This window comes from Halobacteriovorax sp. DPLXC-1 (assembly GCF_036903125.1).
Classification (GTDB): Bacteria; Bdellovibrionota; Bacteriovoracia; order Bacteriovoracales; family Bacteriovoracaceae; genus Halobacteriovorax_A; species Halobacteriovorax_A vibrionivorans.
The window spans coordinates 328713-354462 of the sequence record NZ_JAYMCO010000003.1 but is presented as its reverse complement, the minus strand read 5'-3'; the positions used below and the strand labels follow the sequence as shown (position 1 = coordinate 354462).

Here is a 25750-nt window from a genome sequence, read left to right as displayed (position 1 = left end):
TGGCCAAAACCTTATATTTCTTATAATATCCTTTTAAATCCGTATACTTAGCTAGTTAAAGTCTGGTATAAACATTTGGTGAAAAAGAAAATCCAAGTTCTATTTGAAGATGAGCACTATATTGCGGCCACGAAACCAAGTGATCTGCTAGTACATCCTTTTAAGGCGAGAAGCCAGGATCGTCGCAGCCTTCTTAGATCACTCAAGAAGCAGACCGATCTCTACCTCTTTCCAATTCACAGACTCGACAAGCCAGTATCTGGAGTCGTTCTCTTTGCAAAGAGTAAGGAAGCGACTCGGCTGATGAAAGAACAATGGAATAGTGAGAATGTTTCAAAACACTATATTGCAATGGTAAAGGGAGTTACTGAGACTGAAGGTGTCTATGACTTCCCCATTAAAACAGACAAGGGACTACAAGAGGCCAAGACTTCATTTAAAACTCTTACATCAAATGATGAGTATAGCTTAGTTGATATTGAGATATTCACAGGTCGCCAGCATCAGATTCGAAAACATTTTTCAAGAAGAATGCACAATCTTGTAGGTGATACGAAATACGGACATTCTTCGATTAATAATATCTTCAGAAAGGATTATAAATTCTATCGAATATTTCTCCATTCTTATCAGCTAAGATTTATCCATCCCTTCACAAAAGAAGAAGTCATAATCTCATCTCCAGTAACTGAGGATTGTATAAATATTGCTAATGATTTATTTCAATTCGATCTTACTAATATAGGAAATGAAGCCAAAGAAAATTGACCATATCGCTGGATCACTTAACTTCTCTTCTTCAATACCTTCAACTGCCTCTAATATTGTTTGAGACTTTTCAAGGTTTCTAAGTAATAAGTAAAGTCCTTCTGATAAAATTTGAATTTGGACACGCTCATGATTCTTATATAAAAGAGTGTATTCTTTATTTTGAATTTCATTGAATGATTTATCAACGTCACCTTTTCGCATTTGCCAAAGCTGTGAAAGTTCAACATCACTTTCAAATAAGAAATATGAATTAGGAACTAGCTTTAATTTTTGTTCAAAGATGGCCTCTCCATATTTTTGAGGATCAAAACTTAGTAAGCAATCTCTTTGATGAAAGAGATGCCAAAAGGCACGTTCAAATTCAGCGAGATCCTTTATAAAACTAACATCATTGGCCTTCTTTGCGAGAAATTCAGGAAAGTCATCCCCATAATGAAGAAGATTGGTAAAACTTGAAGGATTTGCCTCCACGTATTCATATGAATAACTTAGAAAGTCTTCGTCACCTAAAACAAACCAACAAGCTTCGTAATTATCACCTAGGACTTCCTGTAAGCGAGCACGATAATCATTTTGATAGACTTCCATCACTTGAGAACTCGATAACTCTCCTATTGGTATCATCTCATCGAGAATATCTTTTGAAATATCCTTTGTAATAACACCTTTTAAAAAGTCATTTTGAAATTTACTGTTGTTCATAAATCTCCTTTGACTTTAAAAGCTCTTTTTCAAGAATTGGAAAATCAGGGATATCTTCATCCCACTCCAAAAGGATTGGTACATTAAATTTATGACAATACTTTTTAAATAACTTCCATACATCTTGATGTACTGGATGAGAGTGAGTATCAAAGAGATGAGTGCCTAAATCAGAAAAGCCGGCCAGATGAATTTGGGAAACATTCTTCAATTCAATCGTCTCGAAAAAATCTTGCGCTTCAAACTTTTGGTTAATGGCATTCACGTAAACGTTATTGAAGTCTAAGAGTATTTTACAACCTGTCTTATTAGCAAGATTATTTAAAAACTCGGCTTCAGTCATCGTTGAATTTTTAAGAGTAAAATACGCCGAAAGATTCTCAAACGTCATCTCTCTTCCATAGAAGTCCTGGGCCTTCATCACCTTATGGGCAATGCGATCGAGATTATCTTGAGTATATGAAAACGGTAGTAAGTTATGAAGATTTGAATGTGCATGCCCAGTCCAGCACATATGATCACTTGTGACAAAGGGCTCAAATTGGTCATAGAGCTCTTTGGCCTTTTTCATATAATCAAGGTTTAAGTCTTCATCTGCGGCAATTGAAAGAGAGACCCCATGAAATGCAATGGGATAATCCGCTCTCACTTTTTCAAGCATCTTATATGGGCGACCTTTTGTTTCCATATAATTTTCCAATAAGGCCTCGAACCACTCTACTTCGGAGTGGTTCAAGTTCTCTTCTTTTTCTAAGAATGGAAAATGAGTATGTCTAAGACCGACACCATATTTATGCATAATATAACCTTAGCTTATCTTTGAGCTACTTTTCCACCTTTAGCTTCACACTCTTCTTTAGTCAGTTTAATTAAACCTTTACCTTTACAAGAGTTTTGACCACCACACTTAGTCTCAGCTTGACATCCATTCTTCCCATTACATGCATCAACTTTTCCGTGACAAGCCCCTTGGCCTTTACAAGAGTTAACCCCGTAACACATTACTTCGTTAGCAGATACCTCAGGCATCTTCTTTTCTGTTCCAGTACAAGAAATCATAAGACCAGCAACAGCAGCACCCATTAGTAGTGATTTTTTTGAATTCATTTTTTTCTCCTTATTAGAATATAAAATTATATTCTCTATTCCTTGTTCGAAATTATTTATTGTTTTGTTACATTTTTTTATTCTTAAATTTAAAAAATAAAACTCCAACTCCTGTTATCACTGCAACCGGTAGATAATGTGATACTAAGAGGTGTTCAGTTGAAAATGAGCATGCAAAATAAAGTATGATAATTGGAATCATAGCACTTGTTAGAAAGCTCAGTGTTAGCATTGAGCGCTCAAAAGCAATAAAGCCTTTCTTAAGCATATAATAATTCTGCGCAAATCCTATTACCATTAAAATACTAAGCTCCAGTAAACAATGTGGACGATGATGTTCCTCTACTGGAAAGTTTGTTGGAAAAAAGTAATTTATCCCCAGTAATAAAAATAAAAGTAAGAACGGGATAAATGAAATAAGGTTCTTTTTTTCACTTAATAGCCCAGGTATCGAATTAGCAAAAACGAGATAGCCCCCTACAAGTAGAGCAATATTGGCAACGATGACCTGCAAAAGAAATTGTATATTTGAAATGTACTTTAGCTGAATTGGAGAACTTAGATAAATCGCTACGACACTAATAATAATTTGTGATCCCATCCAAACAAGAGTGCGAATCCATGGAGCCGGTAGTGGTTTAATTGGCTTCAAGTCATCAACTAATGAATTTATTAATTTATTATCATTCATAATATTCCCACTTCTACTTTACGACTTTCTTAAGTTTTGCCATAGCGCGAGATATTCTCGTTCTAGCAGCTGACTCAGTGATCCCTAAAGTTTCGGCCACCTCTTTTGTTTGATGGCCCTCAATTTTGGCCATGAGCAATGGCCGTTTCAACTCCTCAGTTAAATACTTGTTTATGAGTACTGATAATTGTTCGTTAATAATCAATTTTTCAATACTATCTATTCCTGTATTCGTAAGATCTTGAGGATTTGTGACATCTTCCTGAAACTCTTCTTCTCTTTCTTTTAATTTTGAGTACTTACGGATGTAGTCAATAATTCTTCGTTCAATGATACAATTTACCCATGGCGTTACCGGTCGTTCAGGTGAGTACGTCGGTAGTGAATGATGAATACTCATTAATATTTCTTGGCATATATCATCTCGATGAGACTCGTTAAAAACTTTCACTGAGACGATCTTTTTCACAATATGTGAAATGGCCTCAAGAAAGATGCGGTAAGCCTCCTGATCACCATTTTGTGACAATATAATGAGTTTTTTTAAATCATTCACAAGGCAATTCTAACATAGTATATTTAAGGGCGTACATCTACTTTGCATCAAAACACTAGAGGAGAAAAGTTGAAGATATATCATATTGTTTGGTCAATGATCGCCATTTTGGCCTTCTTATTCATACTTACACCTTACTATCGTAAGAAAGAAGAAAGAAAGAATCAGAATGAGCGCGAATATTTTACTTTAATTAAGAAGGAACTCGACCAAGAAGATATTTCAGATGAGTTAATCGATGCTGCTAAGAAAGTGCATACTTCTAATTATATTGATACTGAAGAAAAGTTACTAGCAATAATAAAAGAAGATAAGGATTCAATGAGATCATTATGAGCGATGAGAATAATCAAAACTTATTAGAAAGACTGACAAGTGAAATTGATGACGCAAGATGGGACATCTTAAAACCTCACCATGAAAGAGAGGCCCTCTTTATGATTAATGATGAACTTGAACTACCAGCTGTCGGATACACAATGGCATCTGATCAAGTTGAGTATATTAAAAAGTGGTTAGCAGATGGCCAAATGTATCGCCCAACTGACGAGCAAATTGAACTTTGGGAAAAGAATAATACAGAGTTTAAATATTTAATTGTTCAACCATATGTTCTAGTTAAGATAAAAAAAGAAGGACTGGTCTAATGAAATACTTGATGACTTTATTGCTATTAGTTTCATGTGCAAAAGAATTCATTATTCAAGAGTCATCAAGTATCGACAACTTCACTTGTCCGGCCATTGAAAATTGCCTCTCTTCTTTAGAAAAAGACTCGTCTCCAAATTATATTATGCCGTTCAAAATGATAGGGGCCAGCGCTAAAGAAAATATGGATATTATTGAAAAAGTTATCCGTAAGATCGGTGATTTTAAAATTGAAAGAAATAGTGAATACCTAAAAGTTACTAATGATAATGTTCATCTTGAATTTATCGCCAATGGAGCAAAGAAGCGCATTGAAGTTCGCTCTCAAGTGAAAAAACAGAGCTTCTTCTCTTACGACCAAGGCCGTAAACAAGTAGAAAATATCCGTTTTAACTTCTATCAAGGCAATTACTAACACAATCCTTCCCAGTTAAAGCAATCCTTAAGATATGTTAAAATTTCTTCAGTGAAGAGATTTATTCTACCTATATTCTTACTAATTTCATCAAGTACTTACGCCGCAATTGATATTGGTGATGGTTCTGATGGAGCTTGCTCCCTTGGTGGTGCAATTAGTGTTACATCAACTGTATCGGGAACAGCATTCAATTGTACCTCTCTAGTAACAACTGGAGCTATTACAGTCTCTGATGGAAACCCACTAATTATTAAGGTTCAAGGTGATGCGACCATTGATCATACAATAACTCTCTTAGGTACAGCTGGTGGTGCAGCCGCTGGTGGCGGAGTTGTTGCTGGAGCTGAAGGTGGCGATGCTACAAATGCGGTATGTGGTGGTTTTAGTTTTGCTGATATCGGAGGAAGTGGTGGTGCCGGAGGCTCTCACGTTAACCTCGGTGGAAATGGTGGCGTAGGTCAGGCATCAGGGCCAACAGATGGGCTTGATACAATGAGTGCCCCTGGATCAACAACCACAACTTATGACTCGGCCCTTTCACTTGAGACACAGATTCGAGGTGGCTCCGGTGGAGGAAACGGTGGAGATGGTTGTGAAAGTAGTGGTACTTTTACTGAACCAGGTGGAACACCGGGTGGTGCAGGAGGTGGTGCACTTCATCTTGCTGCCGGCGGTGATATTTATATCAATGCACAAATTGATGTAAGAGGTGGAAATGGTCAACCAGGAACAAGTTCAGCAAACGGCCAATCTGGTGGCTCAGGTGCAGGAGCAGGTGGAGTCATCTTCTTACAATCATCTTTAAATATTGAACTAAACTCTGCCCTACTTGCCAATGGTGGAACAGGTGGTGCCGCAGGAGGTGCCCTTGCCGGAGCAGGTGGAGATGGTGGAGATGGAATTATTCGACTCGATGATCTCGATGGAACAATAACGGGAGTCGGTGGCTCATATTCACCAAGTCCTACAATCATTACTCACGGAGCAACAAGTTTAGAAACACTTTCTTCAGGAATTGAACCAGGGTGTGCCGTAAGAGAAGACATGACACCGAAGAATCAAACGATCCTCGGTGCCTTATTACTTTTAATCTTAATGATTGGATTAAATATCAAAGAGACTAAGAAAGCTAATTGAAGCTGGAGACTCATTATCCCCAATATCATCAGTATTAGCATTACCTAGCTGACCATGGGCCCCATAACCAATACATTTCACAAGACCTTCATCTGTTGATAAGAAACAGTGATGATGGAAACCACCAGATACTTGAGAAACACTTAGTCCTAGATCAATGGCCGGCAATTGGGCAAGTCCATCTACAATATTAGAAGTGTCTTGTTGTCCAAGTTTCCCCATTGCACCACTACCCCAACACTTAGCTTCTCCAGATTTAGAGATAGCACATGTTGATGTATTTGAAGCAACAACTGAAGCGGCTTCAAAACCTAAATCAAGAGCTGAATGAGACTCTGTTGTCTCATCGTCACCAATTGACTCACCAGGATTTGAACCAAGTTGTCCAAAGTTATTATTACCAAAACAAAATACTGTTGAATCAGACTGTAGAGCACAAGAGTGAATCCCTCCCGTTGTTACAGCGATAACTCCTTTTGGAGTATATGTTGGCTCAACTGGCGTTAAGACATTATTTAAATGGCCAAGACCAAGTTGTCCGTGAGAATTACGTCCCCAACATTTTAATGTTCCACCAGATAGAATTGCACATGCATGGAAACTCATCGATGAAATATCCATTTGAATGGCCTTACCACCTAAGTCGACTAGACTACCTGTAGATACAGGTTCATCATCTCCGATTGCTTCAGTGTCACCTGTCCCAAGTTGGCCAAATGTATTCATTCCCCAACAACGAACGTCACCAGTCGTTAGAAGAGCACAATTATGATAAGTTCCACCATATAGCTTTCTAACAATTCCACCAATATCAGTATAACCATAAGAAGATAGAGGCTCATCATCGCCTAACTTTTCAGTAGAGCTCATCCCTAGCTGCCCATAGGCACTATCTCCAAAACACTTAACTTTATTTGACTCTGTTAAGACACAAGTGTGAAGGTTACCAGCAATGACCTGAAGAGCTTTTTCTCCACTTAAATCAATTGGAGCAATCGAATCAATTGATTCATCATCACCAATTCTTTCTGTATTACCTTGCCCTAATTGGCCATAAGTATTATCTCCCCAGCATTTAACTTCACCAGAAGCTAATAATGCACAAGAGTGGTTACCACCGGCCACGATTTGAATTACTTGTTTTGTTACAAGAGGCTTTTCACAATATTGTACTGCCGCTGTAGAAAAAGGTCCTCTCTCATCATTTAAAGAAACAATATTAGTTTCTGCATCATATGAATACTGAACCTCTCCACCATCAACAAATGTACGAATTGTATTTGTATCAATATTTGATACTTTTAAATTAAAGTCATTAATAGGATCAATACGAGTCATGGCAAGTGTACCTAACTTTGATAGTCCATCACCATAATCACCTGTTGCCATATCAACAGTGAAGCCACCACCGAATTCAACAAACTCTTTATAACCATAACCAATTTCGTTTTCTCCACCAAATGGCATTGTTGAAGCATTATTATAAATTACTCCACCAGTAACAAGTGGGCGGTCATTATAAAGAGCACTTAATTTATCATAAACACTCTTTGGCGTTACAACTTGAGTTTCACCATCAAAACATTCGACTAAACGTGAACGATCCTCTCCCCCTTGTGGGTCAGCGACAGGAGTTACACCATCTGGATAAATCGCACAAATATCTTGTTCATCAGCAACAAAGGCAATAACAAGTGCGGCATCTGGCCTAAAGAATCCTTGTTCCTGAATTGCTGCAAAATAGTCGGCATCAAGAGCACGATTAAGAGAAGCTAAACCAGCTTCACCACCATCGGTTGCATAATCTCCAGCTGGATTTTGCATCTTTGTTTTTAAATGAGTCTTGATCTCTTCAATTGTTAAAGAACGATTAGATAGAATCGTTGGCTCAGTACCTTTTGTATAAAGTTTTCCAAAATGAGATGAGGTTGAACCGTGTCCTAGCATAACTGCAATATTAATATCCGCAGCAGCAGGTATTACATCTAAGAAGGCATCGAATCCCTCAGCAATGTCGGCCCTTTCTTCGATAATAGAACCAGATGTATCTGGAATGATAAGAATATCAATATTTCTCGTTATATCCTCTTCTTTAGGTGCATAAATATCCTGATAGCAGGCAACATCTAGGTTTGGTAAAGTTGGTAGATCTGCCCCAGGCACATCAACTAAGTCATCAAGACTTTCTGGCACACAAGAAGATGTGATAAATGAAATCCCAAGTATAAAGACCAACGTCTTCAACAAATATAAATGTGAATGTGGCCTTTTCTTATTACCCCTCAAAATAGCCCTCACTAGTTAAGTTTAACTTTCTCTTATTATAAGTGGCTGTTCGGTGAGGTTCTGAAATGGCCTAAGAATTTCAAGATTTCAGTTACTTAGGTGTAAATATGAAGATTTATGCCCTTATAAACTGACCAGTATTATGGCCATTCAATAAATTACATTTCCTAGAAGTTGTATTGAAGATTAAAGGCCATACTTTGCTGATTGGATTCGATGTCGCTATTGCTAAAGTCTTCATAGCTAAAAGATGCTTGATACATATCACTTATTTCGTAAGAAACTTCAAAGTTTAGGCCAGAATAATTTAGAATAAAGTAATTTAGCTCAGCTGAAACCTTACCTATTTTGTAATTAAGAGATGGAGCGAGGTTAAGGTAAAACTCTGCATTTGATTCAATAGAATTTTCGCTTAGAACACTTAGTTCATTTCGATATTCAACTTGAGTGACGACTCCATACTTAAGCCCAGCGACAGACTTTAAAGGACTTAATACTTGGGCCCCTAGACGTGTACGATTAAAAGCTAGATCTTCAAAAACAACTCCACTTGAATGCTTGAGAGAAAACTTAGCATCATAGTCCTTAATCTTTGTTTTATAACCACCAATGATAGAAATTAGATTCATGTCATCGACTTCTAGTTTCTTTGAATTACTAATAATATCGTAAGTTAATAATTCAGGACTAAACCCTACAAACCAATGGGTATCTCTTTCACTCTTTTCTAGTTTAGGCTTTGATTTAGAAATTCTATTTTCTTTAATCTCTTTTTTAATATCGATTCGACGTTTCTTTGAGTAAATGACATCACCTTTTTCAATTGCTTTAACTCTCCAGTAAAAGCTTTCTTCAAGCTGATTTTTAAATCGATAAGACGTCGCCTTCCCCAAACTAACTTCTTTAATATTTCTAAAAAAGCGATCTTTAGAGAATTCGATATAGAACCTATCACCTCTTACTTGTTCAAATTGAAGTTCAATGACATCGTCTTTCTTAAATCTCTTACCATGTCTAGGTGATAATAAATTAATGCCTTGAGCACCACCAAACTTCTTTGTAACAATTAAGTCTTCTTTAGACGAGAATTCACTCTCTTGGTTCCAATAATCAATAGCAGATACACGCCATTGAAAATGTCCAACTGAATAATCCTTCCATTCATAGCGATTTATTTTCACCTTCTCATCGACGACAATGTCATCTCCATCAAGGATTTGTACACGATATTCTTTTACATCATTAACAGCTTCCCACTTAAGTACAATATCGTCTTTTGCATGAGCAACAGGAATAAGCCAATTCAAAACTCTTCCAACAATTGGCCCTAACTGATTAATCTCAACACGCTTTTCTATCTTTTTAATCTTCGGTGCTGGCGGTGGCGGTGGAGGAACAATTATAATCTTTACTGGAGGAACAAATTTTCCAGACTCATTTTTCACTCGCCAATAATGAACACCAAGCTCTTTAATAAGTAATTTTGTATTGGCCTCAGTTGTTTCAATCTCTTGAACAATATTTTTAAAGCTACGATCTTTTGAAATCTCTACCTGAAAAGAGCGCTCTCCTGGAGCAGCTTTATTTGCCCAAGTTAAGTCAATCATATCTCCTGGCTTTTTAACGACTACCTTTCGTCCATTTTCAAGAGCGGAGTTATCATTATCAAATGTTACACTAAACTCATTCTCATCAGATGCTGATACTTTTTCGCCATTAAAGTAATACTCTAGGGACCATTCATAATCGCCACTTTCTTCAATAGGAATCTTATAAGACTGACCGGCCACCAGGTGTCTCTTTCCATTTAAAACGAGATAAGTCTCAAGTCCCTCAGGAAGATCTGCTGTTTCCCAATTAAACTCAACGAGATCTTTCTGGTAGAAATAATATTCTTCACCATTAAATGGTCTTTTAAGAACAATCTTCTCAGGTGCCTTAATAACTTCAATTAAATGACTTTTTGATTTTAAAGCAAATGGGTGTTCAATGGACTTATTACGATAGCTTAATTTATAAGAGCCAACTTCATCGAAATTAACTTTTAAAACGCCATCATCATAATCGACATCTTCAATAATTTCATCATTAATGAAAAAATCGATTGAATCAAAAGACTGTGTATAAATTGTCTTTTCTTGCCCAACAAGTAATCTTGATTCATTTTCTAAATTCTCAAATGTTGGAATCTCTTCAAATATTATTTCAAATGACTTCTCAGTCGAAACCTCTTTATCATTGGAAACCTGCCAGTAATAAATCCCCTGCCCTAAGTCCTTTATTGCGATTTGATTATTTGTTACGTCAAAGACTTCCCCATTTTCAAATGCAGACTTAGTTTTTGAAAGATGTAGTTTTTCTACATCTTCATTGAAATTGAATTTCACTTGATTATTTTCAACAAGGTAGAAAAGCTTACCATCAGTAGGAGTAAACTCGCTTGGCCAACTTTTCTTTACCGTATAAGAGTCATTCGTTAAAAGTACACGAACACCTTTTTCAATTGTTTCCTCACGATTTCCAAGGCGAACTTTGGCCTGTCCTTCTAATACTGAAAGTTCTTTATTCTTACCATCTGTTGAAATCTTAATCTTTGAACTATCTGACTTGATTTCATAAATCTGATCACCTACTTTTACAACAAATGCTTCACTAGAATTACTTAATGTAGCAAAGACTACACCTTGCTCAATATTAAGATTAATTCCATCAGTATCTTGCGTAATTTTAAAAAGACTTTCTTCAGAAACTTTCAGTCGATTTCCAGAACTAAATTCAAGCTCAGCTGTGGAGTCCTTGTCCGTAAAGATTCGGTCATTATGATATAAGGCTTCGTTACTTCCAAGATCATGCCATGAGAAATTATCGAAACTTCTGCGACGGACATCATTTCGAAGTTCAAAGACTTGGCCTAAAGTAATGCGCTCTCCACCAATTATCGGTGGATAATATGAAGTATTAAAAACTTGATTGCCAGCAAAGGCGGCAACACAAATACATACTAAGATAACGAATGTATCTAATAGTGAATTAACTCGTCCCACTATCCTCTTTCCATACTGGTACTCTTTTCTCATTCTTGCGCATGACGCAAATCGTTAATATCATTGTATCTAAATATTTAAGAGACTTCTACGTAGGTAAATAATGGGCAAGAAACCGATCTTTCCGATCAAGTTTAAACTGATTACTTTAAATACTGCATTGCTGATTGTTGTTATTGCTTTTCTGACAAAGTATGCGACGCACTTATTTGAAAAAGATAAGAAAGCATATCTCTACGAGAACTCGCTCTTTAACGTTACGAGTGTAGCAAAAGAATTCAATTATACTCTTAATCGAATTACTTCTGATCTTCAAAACTTATCACTTATTAAAAACAAAAAGCTTAAATCAAAAGCAATTAGTGAAACAAAGTATATTCTGGCCTACCTTGAAAAAGGCGAATTCATCATTAATCGCGACTTTGATAAAGATGAGAACCAATTCAAATTGGCCATACCAAAGAATCAAAGGAATGATTCAATTGCATCATTTACTTTTGAAGATGAAAAATTTGTTATTCTCACTAAAAAGTTTAAAGACAATCTTGCTTCCATAGTTATTAAGGCCAATATTTTAAATAACCTACTCTCACAAAACCGCACCTATAATACTCTCGTCTTTCAAAATGGAAAGCTAGTCCTAGGAAATGATCTTATTGGGCTAAGTGAGTATGATAAGAATGAATTCAAAGGAAATAATATTGTTAAAAAGGTTCGATTCAACAATGATGACTACCTTATATCAACAGCACAAACAAAGGCCTTTGAGCTTTCTGTTGTTTCCACTATCTCTGAATCAGATGCTCTTTCAGTAACAAAGTTTTTAACTCAAAGAGCTTTATATTTTGCCATTTTCATTATCGCACTTTCTACAATTATTATCGTCTTATTATCGAGAACAATTTCAAAGCCTATTGAAAAACTTTACAGACGTGCACTAAGTATTGGACAAGGAGACTTTGAGTCAACAGTAGAAATTAAAACAAAAGATGAACTAGGAACTCTCGGCGATTCATTCAACCAGATGTCTCGCGATATTTTAGACTATATTGAAAAGATGAAGGAGAAGGCCCGTTTAGACGAGGAAGTAAAAGTTGCAAAACTTGTCCAAGAAGAGTTCTTTCCACCTAAGGATATTGAAACCAACGCTGTCCGTATTAGCTCTTATGCAGCACCAGCAAGTGAATGTGGTGGTGACTGGTGGGGACATCATGAATTTGGTGACTTTATCATAACAATTATCGCAGATGCTACAGGACATGGCCTACCAGCAGCGCTTCTAACATCTGCCATTAATTCGGCTTTTAATAGTATTAAAATAAGACTAGAAGAAGAGACATCTCTTATTTCTCCAGCTGAAATCACTCAGTACTTAAATAAAGTCATCGATCTTTCAAATAATAAAATTCTTCTTACAGCATTTGTTTCGGTCTACAACACCAAGACAAGAGAGTATTCATATACAAACGCCAGTCACTTGGAAGTATTAAAAGTTCCAAAGAAGAATGAGATCACTAAAGCAGATATTATTCCACTAATTGATGCTAAAGGACCTCGACTTGGTGAAAGTAACGAATCTTCATACTCTTATGAAACGATCAAACTAGAGGCCGGTGAGCTTCTTGTTTATATGACGGATGGAATTACTGAAGCTGAAAATACTGAGGGTAAACAATGGGGACTTAGAAAACTTCTTAAGATCCTTATGACCTATGGACAAAACACAAGTAAAGAAATTCGTGATACAATAGTTTCTGTTGTATACGACCACAGAGGGTCTGACTCATTTGATGATGATCTAACGCTAATTTGTCTTGAAGTAAAGTGATGTAATTATGGGAATAAAGTTAAATATCCAACATTCAGAATTTGAAGAAATTGAAAATCTCAATCTCCATTCTCCAAATCAAAATATTGCAATTGGAGATGAGCTTCAAAAGGCCAGTGATATTTTTATCAGCCGCTATGACACTCTTATTAACTTAAAGTATCTAGTTGATAATGGTGCAAATCATATTATTGCAAACTCCCCTAGCCTAAAAGATGAAATTAAATCTGTCGTGGACTTTATAAATGATGAACGAAAAAATAATCTCGAAAGTCGTATCGCTCCCAAGGTGCAAAATAAAGTAATTATTGAAAGTGAAGATGGGTTTGATAAAAGCCTTCAACAGCTTCTTCAAGATATTGACTTCGATGGTTATCACGAGAGTATCTCAAGTAAACTAAATCTAGTTACCAACGAGTTCTACACAAATGATATATTTCATAGGACAAGTACCCAAAAAAAGGGAGAAATACGCGTTTCTCAAGATGATTGCAAGATTATTATCCACTACAAGAGTTATACTAAAGTGAAGAAATCCTCAATTGTTTCATCCCTTTACCGAGCAGCTAAAGAGAAGAAACCAAGGCAAGAGGGCCGTGGAGCAGGACTAGGACTATACTTCATCTTGCAAAATTGTGATCGCTTGCAAGTTGTTCAAAATCCTGAATCAACAGACTTCTATGTCTATATTGAGAAGAACAAAAGATACAAAGATATTAGTAAAAGAATACCTTCAATAAACTTATATAATTTAAAGGAATAAAACTATGAGTAACTTAAGTGTTGAAGTCAAAACAGAAAATGACACAACCATTGTTAATCTAACAGGAAGAATTGACGAGGATGCTGATCTAAAGCCTATTCTCGATTTGAAAGATAAAAAGTTACATATCAACTTTAACAATGTTGAAATGATAAACTCATGTGGAATTAGAGAATGGATCAATATGCTAGGTGAATTATCTGGCAAGATCACCTACTCTCATTGTCCACAAAGTGTCATCGAACAAATTAATATGGTCCACGGCTTTATCAAGCCTGGTATTGATGTTGAGAGCTTCTATGCTCCATATTACGAAGAATCAACTGACGAAGTAAAAATGATTCTAATTAATACAAGTGACGTTGTTGATAATAAAGCACCTGTTATGAAAAATGATGCAGGAGAAGAACTTGAGTTTGATGCTATCGAAGCACAATACTTTCAATTCATTAAACAGATGAGCTAATATGAGCAACTACAATCTCTACGATTCAATTTTCGAACCTATCTGTGTTGTAAACAAGAGCAATGAAATTGTTTATTATAATCACTACTTTGCTTCATTCTTTAAGAAGTCACCACGAATTTTAAAGAAAGGACCAAAACTTAGAAGCTTATTTACAGGTTTTGAAATTGAAAGTTTTCTCTATGATATTCAAGGTGTAAAAGTCGGTCCAGAAGTAGAGATCTATCTTGACGATCAAACTTTTTACCACGTTATTATTAAAGCGATTGAAGCAAATGATGAAAAGATTGTCTGCTTTAATGATATTAGTATTGAAAAGAATCTTTATACAAAATATCGATATCAAATTGAAGAACTCAAAGAGATACACAACCAAATTATTCAAGCCGATAAACTAAGTACTATCGGAGAGATTACTGCTACGATCTCACATGAGATTTCAAATCCTCTTACGATCGCATCTGGAAACCTTGAATTAGTGGATGCTCTAATTAGTAATGAGAATATTGAATCAAAAGATCTAATCACTGGAAGTATTCACGATACTAAAGACTCTATTGATCGTATTACAAAAATCATAAAAGGCTTAAAGAGCTTCCTACACAATAAAGATAGTAATAAGAAATTTATTTCTGTTGAAAAAGTAGTTGAAAGATCTCTTAGCCTTTTGAAAGTTCCACTCGAACAAGATGGAATTAAAGTTGAATTTGACTGCAAATCGTCTTCAATTATTTTGGCAAACCCAATTGAAATGGAGCAAGTTATTATTAACTTAGTAACTAATGCAATCCACGCCCTTGTAGACGCTAAGGTAGCCTCTCCTACTATTACAATAACAATTACAAAAGATGATGTTTGCCACATTATCAATGTTATTGATAATGGACCGGGAATTAATACAGAAAATAAAGAACAAATATTTGAGTCTTTCTTTACTACAAAAGAAGTTGGAGAAGGTACAGGGCTTGGCCTTGCTATTTCTTCTAAAATTATCGATTCATATTCAGGTAGTTTAAAGCTTGTGGATTCTGATAGCGGATGTAATTTTGAAATCACTCTTCCAAAAATGGAGACGACTTCATTTACAGATAGTGAACTTAGTATCAATTTAGATTTCAAAAGAGTTCTAGTAATTGATAATGAACCACAAATATTAAACTTATTTGCAAAGTATTTTAAAGATGGGCCAGTAAATCTTATCTTTGCTTCCGATGCAATTGAAGCTCAAAGACTTCTATTGGGTACAAATGTAGATGCCATCATCACAGACTATGATATGCCTGAGAAGAATGGTGTTGAGTTTGCAAAAGAGCTTGCTAGTCAAGGAGATGAGACACCTGTGTTTATAATGTCAGGTGTAGCTCAAAAGAACTTGATAGCAGGTTATCAGGAAATAAAGGGTTTCCTTGAGAAGCCTTTTGAAAAAGAAGATATTCTAGATTTACTTGGAATTAAGAGTGAGGAGAATAACTAATGGCAATGTCTCCGGCAAGTCCACCATTAGCAAAAAAACCTTCTGTTCTCATTGTTGATGATGAGGAAAAAATCTGCTTTCTTATCAAAACATTTTTAGAACAAACTGGTGCATTTAAAAATATTGTTACTGCTGATACGGTAAGTGTGGCACTTTTAAAACTTAGAAATGAAGACTTTGATCTTGTTATTATTGATTATAAATTACCTGATAAGGATGGAACTTATTTTATCGATGTTGCAAGTAAATCAATGAAGTATCAGAAAATGAAGTATCTTCTTATTTCAGGATTTTTAGATAATCGCTCAATGGTTAGTGTTATTAATTCTGGTGTAACAAATGTTTTAGTAAAGCCATTTTCAAGAGATGATCTCATCGATAAGGTCTACTCTCTCCTAAAGATTAAATAGGCTCGACTTCATTTAAAAACTCATCTTTTGTTAAAAGATAAGACTTATAATGATTACTATATGTATTCACCTCTTCTGGTGTGAGCTTTCTTTTGGCAACAGCAGGAGTACCTATAATAAAGCTCTCAGGGGGATAAACTTTTCCAGGAGGAACAACACTTCCCCCTGCTACAATAGAGTTTTTTCCAATGACAGCACCATCAAGAACAGTGGCCCCCATTCCAATAAGACAGCCTTCTTCAATTGTACACGCGTGTAGAGTTACACTATGGCCCACACTAACATTCTCTTTGATAATTAACGGAATATCTTCAACAACATGAAGCATTGTCAGATCTTGAATATTACAATTATCACCTATGTGTATTTCGTTCACATCACCACGAGCAACAACTTGAAACCATAGAGAAACATTCTTTCCAAGAAAGACCTTTCCTATGACATCTGCTGAGTCGGCGACAAAACATCCCTCACCAAGACTTGGTTCAATTCCTTTATAACGATATAGCGTCATCTATCTCCACCCAATTACTTCATAACCTTTTTCTGCAAGACAGCGATTAACAAAGCGCTGTTTTACTTCATCTTCACTTAGACCTGCTGATGCGGCACCACTCGCTCCGCCAATAGCTGCGCCCTGAGCGGCTCCTCGTCCAGCATTTCCACCAAAGACAGCACTTGCTACAGCACCAACGATAGCACCCCATGCAGCACCTTTTCCACCTTCACGAATCATCTGCCTTCCACGCTCACTTTCTAAAAACTCATCGGCCTTATCCATGCAAAGAGAGATATCTCGATCAGCTTGTTCCTTTCCATATTTTTGATAGGCTTTATTGGGGTAGAGTTTAGGTTTAGAAGCGCAGGCAACTAAGACAATTAAAAGCGATAGTGAAAATATCTTCATGATTGCTCCCAAAAAAAAAGCCGCTTAAAGCGGCCTTATTTAGATTTGAATTTTATTCTTCTTTAACTCCACCCCATGGAATCTTTGAAAGATAGGCTGCTAAATCAGCAATATCCTCTGGGGAAAGTTTTTTAACAATAGTTAACATTTGCTGGTTAACACGTACTCCGTTTTTCATATCAAGAAGTTGCTTCTCAATATACCATTCCATTTGTCCACCAATACGAGGTGCCTTATTAGCGGCTTTCCCTGAACCATCTTTAGCGTGACATGCAATACATTGCTTATAAAGCTTATCTGCTCTTTCAAGTTGTGGAGTATCTAAAGGGATAATTGTCTTTTCTTCGATTACTTCATCAGTGATAACTGGTGGAGCTGTAACTTCAGCGTGTATTTTTGCAAGTTCTTCAACTTCTTTTAAGTGAGCAATATGAGCTTTTTCAGCTGCTTCAAAATTATATTTCTCATTGTTGACTTCAACGCTCTGGTAACTTGATAAGTTCATAACAAGAACTAGCCCTACTAAAGTGAGGGAAAATAGCACTAAACGATACATCGTTTCTCCATTCCAAAAATTAATCTACTTTTAATGGCTTAAGTATAATTGTCCTGACTGATTTTGGCAATCGTAAAGGTATCAAGCTCAAATCTTACTACCTTGCGCGTCATCAATAACGCACGGCTAATACATGGACGTTCTACATTATAGGGTTTATAATTCGGCCACAAAAACTTAAGTAAATTCAGGAGCTTTTAATGCAGTACAACTTTGGTGAGATTGAACCAAAATGGCAAAAGTTTTGGGAAGACAACAAAACTTTTAGAACCGACTCAACAGACAAAACGAAACCTAAATACTATGTATTGGATATGTTTCCTTATCCATCAGGTGCAGGACTTCACGTCGGTCACGTAGAAGGATACACAGCAACAGATATCTTAGCTCGTTTTAAAAGAATGAATGGACACAATGTTCTTCACCCAATGGGTTGGGATTCATTTGGACTTCCTGCTGAGAACTACGCCATCAAAACCGGAACTCACCCAAATGTAATTACAAAAGAAAATATTGGAAACTTCACAAGACAACTAAAGGCTTGTGGATTCTCATATGATTGGGATCGTGAGATCGCAACTTCAAGTATTGATTACTATAAGTGGACTCAATGGATCTTTACTCAACTTTATAATAAAGGCCTAGCTTTTGAAGATGAGATCTCTGTTAACTGGTGTCCTGAACTTAAGACAGTTCTAGCTAACGAAGAAGTAATCGATGGAAAATCTGAAGTTGGTGGTCACCCAGTTGTTAGAAAACCAATGAAGCAGTGGATGTTAAAGATCACTGAATACGCAGACCGTCTTCTCGAAGATCTTGATGATCTTGATTGGCCAGAGTCTCTAAAAGAGTTACAAAGAAATTGGATTGGTCGCTCTGAAGGTGCACAGGTTTCTTTTGAAGTAAAAGGTGCAGATTCGAAAATTGATGTTTTCACAACTCGTCCCGATACTCTTTTTGGTGCAACGTACATGGTCCTAGCTCCTGAACACGACCTAGTTGCAAAAATTACCACTGAAGATCAAAAAGCAGATATTGAAGCCTATATCAAAGAAGCGGCCCTTAAGTCTGATCTTGATCGAACGGATCTAAATAAGAATAAGTCCGGTGTTTTCACTGGCGCTTATGCAATCAACCCTCTTAATGGAAAAGAGATTCCAATTTGGATTGCTGATTATGTCCTAATCTCGTACGGAACAGGAGCGATCATGGCAGTTCCAGCTCATGACGAAAGAGACTGGGAATTTGCTAAGAAATACGACCTTGAAATCCTTCCAGTCCTTGAAGGTGGAGACGTTAATGAAGCGGCCTTCACTGGAGATGGTACCCATATTAATTCAGACTTCCTAGATGGGCTAAATAAAGAAGATGCGATTTCAAAAGTTATCGCTCACCTTGAAGAAAAAAATATCGGAAAGAAAGAAATTAACTACAAGCTTCGCGACTGGTTATTTTCTCGTCAAAGATACTGGGGAGAACCATTCCCAATTTTAAAATTTGAAGATGGAACGGTAAGATGTCTAGATGAAGATGAACTTCCAGTTGGTCTTCCAGAAGTTGAGAAGTATGAGCCATCTGGAACTGGTGAATCTCCACTCGCTCGTATTGATGAGTGGCTATATCTAACTGATCCAAAGACTGGAAAGAAAGCAAGACGTGAAACAAATACAATGCCTCAGTGGGCAGGGTCTTGTTGGTACTACCTACGCTTCATTGATCCAAAGAACTCTGAAGTTGCATGGGATAAGCAATTAGAAGAATACTGGATGCCAGTCGATCTCTATGTTGGTGGAGTTGAGCACGCTGTTCTTCACCTACTCTACGCTCGCTTCTGGCACAAGGTTCTATTTGATCTTGGACTTGTTTCCACAAAAGAGCCATTCCAGAAACTTTTCAACCAAGGTCTTATCCTAGATGAGCATGGAGAGAAGATGAGTAAGTCAAAAGGAAATACTGTAAACCCAGATGATATCATCAAAGAATACGGTGCAGATGCTCTTAGACTTTATGAAATGTTCATGGGGCCACTTGAAAAAGTTAAGCCGTGGCAAACAAAAGGTGTAAAAGGAGTATTTAACTTCCTTAGAAAATCATTCACTTTCTATGGAAACCCAGAAAATACTTACGAAGGTGAAGAGAAGAATCAAGATGTTCTAAAGCACCTACACAAGACAATTAAAAAAGTTACTGAAGATGTAGAAAACCTTCGCTTTAACACAGCGATCTCAGCAATGATGGTAATGAATAACGAAGTTATTAAACTTGGTCAGGTTTCAGTTGAGACGGCCAAAGCATTTACAAGACTTCTTTCTCCATTTGCTCCACACGCTGCTGAAGAGATGTGGGCAAATTTAGGTGAAACAACTTCTTGTTCACTTGCTCCGTGGCCGACCTTTGATCCTGAGCTTGCTAAAGATGACCTAATCACAATGGCCATCCAAGTAAATGGTAAAACGAGATCTACAATTGATGTACCTGCTGATATCTCAAAAGAAGACTTTCTTGCACAGGCCAAGGCCGATGAGAAAGTAGCAAAGTTTATCACGGGAACAATTGTTAAAGAGATCTACGTTCCGGGAAGAATTTGTAACATTGTAGTTAAAGGATAAACTATGAAAAATACATTCTATGCAACAACAGCTATCGACTACCCAAATGGGCGTCCTCATATTGGACATGCTTATGAGAAGATCGTAACTGACTCATACGCACGTTGGAATCGACTCCTTGGAAAAGATGTATACTTCCTAACTGGAACAGATGAAAACGGACAAAAGCTTATTGAGTCGGCCAAGGATGCAGGTCTTGATACACTTGAATTCGTTAATAAGAATGTCGAAGTTTTTAAAGACCTTTGTACAAGAGCAAATATTAGTCATGACGACTTCATCAGAACAACTGAGAAGCGTCATGAAGATTCATGTGTTGAACTTTGGAAGAAACTTGAAGAGAAGGGATTAATTTACCACGGGCACTACTCTGGTAATTACTGTCTTTCTTGTGAGTCTTTCTATACTGAAGCACAAGCACCTGATGGAAACTGCCCTGAGCACCACAAGCCACTTGAACTCAAAGAAGAAGAAGGCTTCTTCTTTAAACTGAGTGAATACCAAAAATGGATTATCGATCACCTAAAAGCGAACCCGGACTTTATTGTTCCAGGTGCACGCTATAAAGAAATTCTTTCTCGCCTTGAAAATGACGATCTAAGAGACCTTGCTATTTCTCGTCCAAGCCAAGGATGGGGTGTAAAGGTTCCAGGTAATGATAACTTTGTTATGTATACTTGGTTTGATGCTCTTATCAATTACTACTCTGCTCTTGATTCAGATCAAAAAGAAAAGTTCTGGCCAGCAGATATGCACGTTATAGGTAAAGATATCCTTTGGTTCCATTCAGTAATTTGGCCATGTATGCTAAAGGCCGCAGACCTTCCACTTCCAAAACAAGTATATGTTCACGGAATGGTTCTTGCTGAAGATGGAAAGAAAATGAGTAAGTCTCTTGGTAATGTTGTTGATCCATTTGAGATGCTTGAAAAATATCCAACGGATACTTTCCGCTACTATATGCTAAAAAATATTTCATCATCTGGTGATGGAAAATTCTCTGAACAAGAATTAGTTGATAAGCACAATACTGAGCTTGCAAATGACTATGGAAATCTTTTAATGAGAGTTATCAAACTAGGTCTAAAGAGCTTTCCTGATAAAGTCTACACGCCAGAAGGTGTGGCCCAAGAAATCGATGCTCTTCCATATTTTGAGCGTGCTAAGGAGTTCATGGATAAGCGTGAGCACAACAAGGCCATTGATGCGATTTGGGACCTTATCGTTAGCCTTAATCAATACGTAAATGATAAAGAGCCTTGGAAGCATAAGAAAGATGAAGCAGCATTTGCTCCAATCGCTTATAACTGTTTCTACGGTATGGCAGCAGCATCATATATGCTTCAGGCCTTCCTTCCAGAGTGTACGAAAACAGCTCTTGAATATATTGGTTCAAGTGCTCTTGGAACTGAACTTATGGAATTTGGTGCCGCGACTTATACGCCTCAGCCACCGGAAGCTTTATTTCCAAAAGTAGAACTTAAATAACAGCGGCATCTTAGCGAAGCTAAGATTTGACGCTGTTATAGCTCCCCTACACTTTAGCTAGAAAACAATTTCAACAAGCCTGCGTTTATGCAGGCTTAGTTGCCTCAGGAGCAATGGGAAAGTCAAAGTATATAAAAAAAGAAAATCAGCAAATAAAATATAAATAAAGTTACGGAGTGCACTCGTTCACAACATCATCATCTGAATAATAAACCGCACGACCTATTTTTGTGCTCGTCTCAATCACATTTCTGACAACGTTAGTAATCTTAATATGCGGAGAAATTTTATCATTTTCAACTGTTGCTCTAATTGTTCCAAAGTTATTTAAGATAAGCTCATTATCCACAACATCATAGGTCTGAGTAAAAGAAGTTGAATATATACTTTGATCAATATTTGAAGGAAAAGGATATTCGCTATAACTTAAGTCATAGGTTTTAGTTTGGCGATATAATGTAATAAGAACTTGGGCAACAAAACGATCTCCAGCAACATCCTCTGTAATTAAACCTGTGAAGGACATGGCCTTATGCTTACGAGTATTAGCAGAGCATTTGCCAACAGACTCCATATGAAAAGCTTCTTCAACAGAAAGATTCTCTAGTGGATTTAACTTTGTTCCTACAACATAGTCATTTTCACCGCATGAAAATAAAATTAGTACCAGTAGACTTAAAGAAATAACACTCTTCAAAAAACGCTCCATAATTTAGTTTACTAAATTGTAGAACGTTTAAAGCGTTAATAAAAGATGTTTATTAAGAACGCCTTAAGAAAGCATCAACTCTCTAAAATGCCTAATCTAATAACAAGGAACTTCAATATTAAAGTCACCCCATTTCTTTATTCGATATCTCTTCATGTCAAATCGGCCAGAGCCTGGAACATTTCTCGTATGTTCGCCATCAATAATCACATTTCTATTTCTATCCCGTGCATGTAAATAGAGCACTCCATTCTTCGTTTGAAAAAATCTTATGGTTTCACCTGCTTTAAGCGTATAGAAACCTTTCGCTTCCCAGCTGTCGGTTTTGTGATTTTTATAATCAAATGCAATTAAAGTCTCTTTTGATGAACAATTATTTTTAATCAAAACATTAATGATACTTTCATGTTTCATTTCTTTTGAAACCCATTTTTCGATAAAGTCATTATCTTCACTAAATGATCCGGAGAAAATGGCCTGTGCAATTTCCCCTCTTTCATCTGTTAGAAATGATCCGTAATTTACGCTCTTATATCTATCTTCTCCAGTTATCACACCATGTACATATGAGTTGCCATACTTTTCAGAGTAGACAAGAATTGGTGAACCACTTTGGCCACTTATTACATCACAATAAATATCAAGACGTTTGTCACTTGCTTGATCAATTTCACAATTTTCTTGGAAGTATTGTTGACCATCAGGCTTATCACCTGGATAACCTATCGTTAGAGTTTTTCCATCTGGTAAACTAGACCTACCCCAATAACCGGCAGTACCAACTCTTTTTCCGGCACTTCTTCCCTGAGAATCTAGACCTAGCTTCATAATAGCAATATCTTCATCTGGATAATGTGAAATATTTGAGTAATCTTTTGGATAATAAACTCTCTCAATTGGAAATCGACCGTACTTTGGTTTATTTTTATTTGTTAGACCAGGGTAGAAAAATGAGTTTTGTAAAAGATCTTCTGTCTCTGCTTTAAAGGCACAATGAGCGGCAGTTATAATATAGCTATCATTAATTAGAGTCCCTGAACACGTATTTACTGTCGCAACACCTGTACTTGGATTAACAATTTCAGTCCTAATTTGCCCAACTTTTTTAACAATTTCTTTATTTAAGCGACCAGTTGTTTGAGCGCGATCATCACTACCAATAATTTGATTAGAGCTTTCTACATTCACTTCTTTACTAGAAGCGACCTCGCTATTTTGGCATGAGATGAAATTAAATAAGATCAATGACGTATAAATTAACTGCTTTCCAGTAAACATTCGCTCCTCTCTATTCTAATAAATCAATATATTTATTTTAATAAAAAAGAGTGTTTCTATCCTTTTAATTGGAAGTTTTATAGAGGATGTTTATTTCATGTACAGCTTGAAAAGCTTGTGTTTTCAGCAACTTAGAAGAAAGGCTTCCTATGGAAGCCTTCTCATATTAATCATTATCGTATTGATTTGAGCAATTCATATAGATTGGTAAATGGTCACTAATAACTTCTTTTAAGTAATTATAATAAGTCTTATCAAAGAGCTGTGAATCAATAACTCGATCGTAAAACTCTTTTTGACTTTCTTCCATGTCAAATCTTGGAACTAGCTTATTATTTTTTACCGTTAGCTTATTTTGAATTGAGCGAGTGTAATTATCCACAAGATTTTCAACCTTCTCGCGGCCACCTGCTTTAAGGCGGTACATTTCGACATCTCTTGTTTGAGATTGGTATTTTGCATTTGAGCGTACAAGGTAGCGTCGATTAATTAACTTTGAGAAGTCACCTTCAATAAAGTTAAAGATCTTTGCAGTATTGCTACCTTTGCAATTTCTTGTTTCATTAGGATCAAAAAGAAAGTGATCATAATTACTTTTTGTTCCATGAGTGATTGTTCCATCAGATAATGACTTACCTAAGGCCATTGAAGTTGCACCTTCAATTTTTAGCTCCAACCCTCTAAAGTCATTAAAGAAAGTTTCCCAGTAATCATTTGTACTCTCAAGATTAAAGTCACCAAGAATAATATAATCTTGCTCATAGTAACTCTTCTTTAAATACTCAACTAGTTCGGCCATAAGTCTAACTTCAGCAAAGCGTGCAAATTTTAACTGAGTTACCCCTGGACCAATATCTTTATAATCTTCTACACCATAAACATTTCGTAGAATTTTCTTTTGAAGATCTTCATCTGAAGGCGTGTTGTGAATAACGTGAGTTGATAAAAGAGTGAAGTCAAATTCACCTGATTCAAACGTTGCAAGAAATGGCCTTCTTGAGAAAAGTCCATCGACATCACGGCCAAAAGTCTTTTCATCTAAGACTGGTAGACAGCCGTACTTTCCGTTTCTTCCATACTTATCACGACAATATTGTGTAGCCTTTAAATCAACAACACTACTACGATAGTAGAACCCTGTTAATTCTTTAACAGTCGAGTTCTCGCTTCCTTCCTGCTTTCCAGAAAGTACAAGAGACCAAGACGCATCAAGCTTTTGTAGCTCTTTTAAAACTTCAATATATCCAGGAAAATCAAATTGTTCACGAATAAGAGCAAGTTCATTTCTCGTTACACTTGCAGAAAGATCAGCTCCTTGCTCAGTCATCTGAGCAAGACGAGAAGTATAGTACTCAACGATACCTTCATTATGCCTCTTACTTAGGCCATTATTAGAAGTTAATTCAACTGCTGCAACAACATCCCAGTGGTCAATAATTTGAGCAACAAGTTGGTGGTCTTTGTATTCAGTTTGAGTAGCACCTGGCTTGAAAAGGTTAAAGGCTGCAATTCTTACTTGATTATATTTAGATTTAACTTTTGAGCGGCTGTATTTACCAACAAATTTAGAGTAGATCTGGTATTCAGATTGACACTCTACTTCACCAACATTTCCATCAAGAAAGACCTTTAATTGGCGACAAGTTTCAATTTCCGATTCAGTTGCACCATCAAGCTCTGCATGAACAAGATTTGGCAATAAAAAAGTAGATAAAACTAATACCCTAAATAAGTTTACCATAATACTCTCCCCCGAGTGAGCTAGCATTGTACCCAAGTCATTTTCTTAATTCAAGCCTTGTGAAGCCTTGTAAGGCACCGAAACTAAAGTGTTTTTTATCATTTTTTTCGTCTTAGCACGTGCGTCAAGCTAAATATCTGAGTAAAAATAACCGATAAAGA

At 36.5% G+C, this 25750-nt stretch carries 25 protein-coding genes; 12 read left to right on the top strand and 13 right to left on the bottom strand.

The features are described 5' to 3' along the window. Positions 1-78: 78 nt before the first annotated feature. Positions 79-768: an RluA family pseudouridine synthase gene (locus VCM44_RS11665; protein WP_334678862.1), complete on the top strand. Its 690-nt coding sequence runs from the start codon at positions 79-81 to the stop codon at positions 766-768. On the opposite strand, the gene VCM44_RS11660 is transcribed toward VCM44_RS11665, so the two are convergent. The 5 genes from VCM44_RS11660 to VCM44_RS11640 form a co-directional block, all read right to left on the bottom strand. After that, the gene (locus VCM44_RS11660) at positions 718-1473 is read right to left on the bottom strand and encodes a DNA-binding domain-containing protein (protein WP_334678861.1); all 756 of its coding nucleotides are present in this window, start codon (positions 1471-1473) and stop codon (positions 718-720) included. The genes VCM44_RS11665 and VCM44_RS11660 overlap by 51 nt on opposite strands. Continuing rightward, positions 1460-2272, bottom strand: a complete 813-nt coding sequence (locus VCM44_RS11655; protein WP_334678860.1) for a DUF692 domain-containing protein — start codon at positions 2270-2272, stop codon at positions 1460-1462. The genes VCM44_RS11660 and VCM44_RS11655 overlap by 14 nt, the downstream gene beginning before the upstream one ends. A gap of 14 nt (positions 2273-2286) precedes the next feature. After that, the gene (locus VCM44_RS11650) at positions 2287-2580 is read right to left on the bottom strand and encodes a hypothetical protein (protein ID WP_115361659.1); all 294 of its coding nucleotides are present in this window, start codon (positions 2578-2580) and stop codon (positions 2287-2289) included. A 67-nt stretch (positions 2581-2647) separates the two neighbouring features. Next, positions 2648-3271 carry an NrsF family protein gene (locus VCM44_RS11645; protein ID WP_334678859.1) on the bottom strand — a complete coding sequence of 208 codons (624 nt, stop codon included), beginning with the start codon at positions 3269-3271 and terminating at the stop codon, positions 2648-2650. 13 nt (positions 3272-3284) lie between these two features. Beyond that, positions 3285-3827: an RNA polymerase sigma factor gene (locus VCM44_RS11640; RefSeq protein WP_115361664.1), complete on the bottom strand. Its 543-nt coding sequence runs from the start codon at positions 3825-3827 to the stop codon at positions 3285-3287. A 69-nt stretch (positions 3828-3896) separates the two neighbouring features. Here VCM44_RS11640 and VCM44_RS11635 point away from each other — a divergent pair, with 69 nt between their 5' ends. From VCM44_RS11635 to VCM44_RS11620, 4 genes are read left to right on the top strand one after another with little or no spacing between them, the layout of a single operon-like run. Beyond that, positions 3897-4163 (top strand): hypothetical protein, encoded by a 267-nt coding sequence (locus VCM44_RS11635; protein ID WP_115361666.1) that lies wholly within the window; start codon positions 3897-3899, stop codon positions 4161-4163. Beyond that, positions 4160-4474 carry a DUF2288 domain-containing protein gene (locus VCM44_RS11630; protein ID WP_115361668.1) on the top strand — a complete coding sequence of 105 codons (315 nt, stop codon included), beginning with the start codon at positions 4160-4162 and terminating at the stop codon, positions 4472-4474. The genes VCM44_RS11635 and VCM44_RS11630 overlap by 4 nt, the downstream gene beginning before the upstream one ends. Continuing rightward, positions 4474-4890: a DUF1499 domain-containing protein gene (locus VCM44_RS11625; RefSeq protein WP_115361670.1), complete on the top strand. Its 417-nt coding sequence runs from the start codon at positions 4474-4476 to the stop codon at positions 4888-4890. The genes VCM44_RS11630 and VCM44_RS11625 overlap by 1 nt, the downstream gene beginning before the upstream one ends. Before the next feature lie 51 nt (positions 4891-4941). Then, a complete protein-coding gene (locus VCM44_RS11620) occupies positions 4942-6030 on the top strand; it encodes a hypothetical protein (protein ID WP_334678858.1) in 1089 nt (362 codons plus the stop codon). On the opposite strand, the gene VCM44_RS11615 is transcribed toward VCM44_RS11620, so the two are convergent. Next, positions 5998-8274, bottom strand: coding sequence for an RCC1 domain-containing protein (locus tag VCM44_RS11615; protein WP_334678857.1), 2277 nt, complete (start codon positions 8272-8274; stop codon positions 5998-6000). The two genes, VCM44_RS11620 and VCM44_RS11615, sit on opposite strands and share 33 nt — an antisense overlap. 209 nt (positions 8275-8483) lie before the next feature. After that, a complete protein-coding gene (locus VCM44_RS11610) occupies positions 8484-11393 on the bottom strand; it encodes a FecR domain-containing protein (protein ID WP_334678856.1) in 2910 nt (969 codons plus the stop codon). 70 nt (positions 11394-11463) lie between these two features. Here VCM44_RS11610 and VCM44_RS11605 point away from each other — a divergent pair, with 70 nt between their 5' ends. Genes VCM44_RS11605 through VCM44_RS11585 form a run of 5 tightly spaced genes read left to right on the top strand, consistent with a single transcriptional unit; the run spans position 11464 to position 16301 of the window. Further along, positions 11464-13188 carry a SpoIIE family protein phosphatase gene (locus VCM44_RS11605; protein WP_334678855.1) on the top strand — a complete coding sequence of 575 codons (1725 nt, stop codon included), beginning with the start codon at positions 11464-11466 and terminating at the stop codon, positions 13186-13188. 7 nt (positions 13189-13195) lie between these two features. Beyond that, entirely contained in the window at positions 13196-13951 is a 756-nt protein-coding gene (locus tag VCM44_RS11600; protein ID WP_334678854.1) for a hypothetical protein, read from the top strand. Between the two features lie 4 nt (positions 13952-13955). Continuing rightward, positions 13956-14417: a hypothetical protein gene (locus VCM44_RS11595; RefSeq protein ID WP_115361683.1), complete on the top strand. Its 462-nt coding sequence runs from the start codon at positions 13956-13958 to the stop codon at positions 14415-14417. 1 nt (position 14418) lies between these two features. Further along, complete coding sequence (locus VCM44_RS11590) at positions 14419-15891, top strand: hybrid sensor histidine kinase/response regulator (RefSeq protein WP_334678853.1); 1473 nt, start codon at positions 14419-14421, stop codon at positions 15889-15891. Further along, the gene (locus VCM44_RS11585) at positions 15891-16301 is read left to right on the top strand and encodes a response regulator (RefSeq protein ID WP_115361688.1); all 411 of its coding nucleotides are present in this window, start codon (positions 15891-15893) and stop codon (positions 16299-16301) included. Before VCM44_RS11590 ends, VCM44_RS11585 begins: the two co-directional genes overlap by 1 nt. Here the strand turns inward: VCM44_RS11585 and VCM44_RS11580 are convergent. From VCM44_RS11580 to VCM44_RS11570, 3 genes are read right to left on the bottom strand one after another with little or no spacing between them, the layout of a single operon-like run. Then, entirely contained in the window at positions 16294-16815 is a 522-nt protein-coding gene (locus tag VCM44_RS11580) for a gamma carbonic anhydrase family protein (RefSeq protein ID WP_115361689.1), read from the bottom strand. The genes VCM44_RS11585 and VCM44_RS11580 overlap by 8 nt on opposite strands. Beyond that, a complete protein-coding gene (locus VCM44_RS11575) occupies positions 16816-17208 on the bottom strand; it encodes a cell envelope biogenesis protein OmpA (protein WP_115361691.1) in 393 nt (130 codons plus the stop codon). It abuts the gene before it with no gap. Positions 17209-17260: 52 nt separating this feature from the next. Further along, positions 17261-17764, bottom strand: a complete 504-nt coding sequence (locus VCM44_RS11570; protein WP_115361693.1) for a c-type cytochrome — start codon at positions 17762-17764, stop codon at positions 17261-17263. Positions 17765-17964: 200 nt separating this feature from the next. Here VCM44_RS11570 and leuS point away from each other — a divergent pair, with 200 nt between their 5' ends. Together leuS and metG are read left to right on the top strand one after the other, a co-directional pair. Continuing rightward, the gene (leuS, locus tag VCM44_RS11565) at positions 17965-20373 is read left to right on the top strand and encodes a leucine--tRNA ligase (RefSeq protein ID WP_334678852.1); all 2409 of its coding nucleotides are present in this window, start codon (positions 17965-17967) and stop codon (positions 20371-20373) included. 3 nt (positions 20374-20376) lie between these two features. After that, on the top strand, positions 20377-21861 hold the full coding sequence (gene metG / locus VCM44_RS11560) for a methionine--tRNA ligase (RefSeq protein ID WP_120404209.1): 1485 nt from the start codon (positions 20377-20379) through the stop codon (positions 21859-21861). A gap of 169 nt (positions 21862-22030) precedes the next feature. On the opposite strand, the gene VCM44_RS11555 is transcribed toward metG, so the two are convergent. From VCM44_RS11555 to VCM44_RS11545, 3 genes are all read right to left on the bottom strand, one after another. Beyond that, positions 22031-22558, bottom strand: coding sequence for a hypothetical protein (locus VCM44_RS11555; RefSeq protein ID WP_334678851.1), 528 nt, complete (start codon positions 22556-22558; stop codon positions 22031-22033). Between the two features lie 108 nt (positions 22559-22666). Then, positions 22667-23848, bottom strand: coding sequence for a trypsin-like serine peptidase (locus VCM44_RS11550; protein ID WP_334678850.1), 1182 nt, complete (start codon positions 23846-23848; stop codon positions 22667-22669). A gap of 166 nt (positions 23849-24014) precedes the next feature. Continuing rightward, the gene (locus tag VCM44_RS11545; RefSeq protein ID WP_115361704.1) at positions 24015-25589 is read right to left on the bottom strand and encodes a hypothetical protein; all 1575 of its coding nucleotides are present in this window, start codon (positions 25587-25589) and stop codon (positions 24015-24017) included. Positions 25590-25750: the final 161 nt, after the last annotated feature.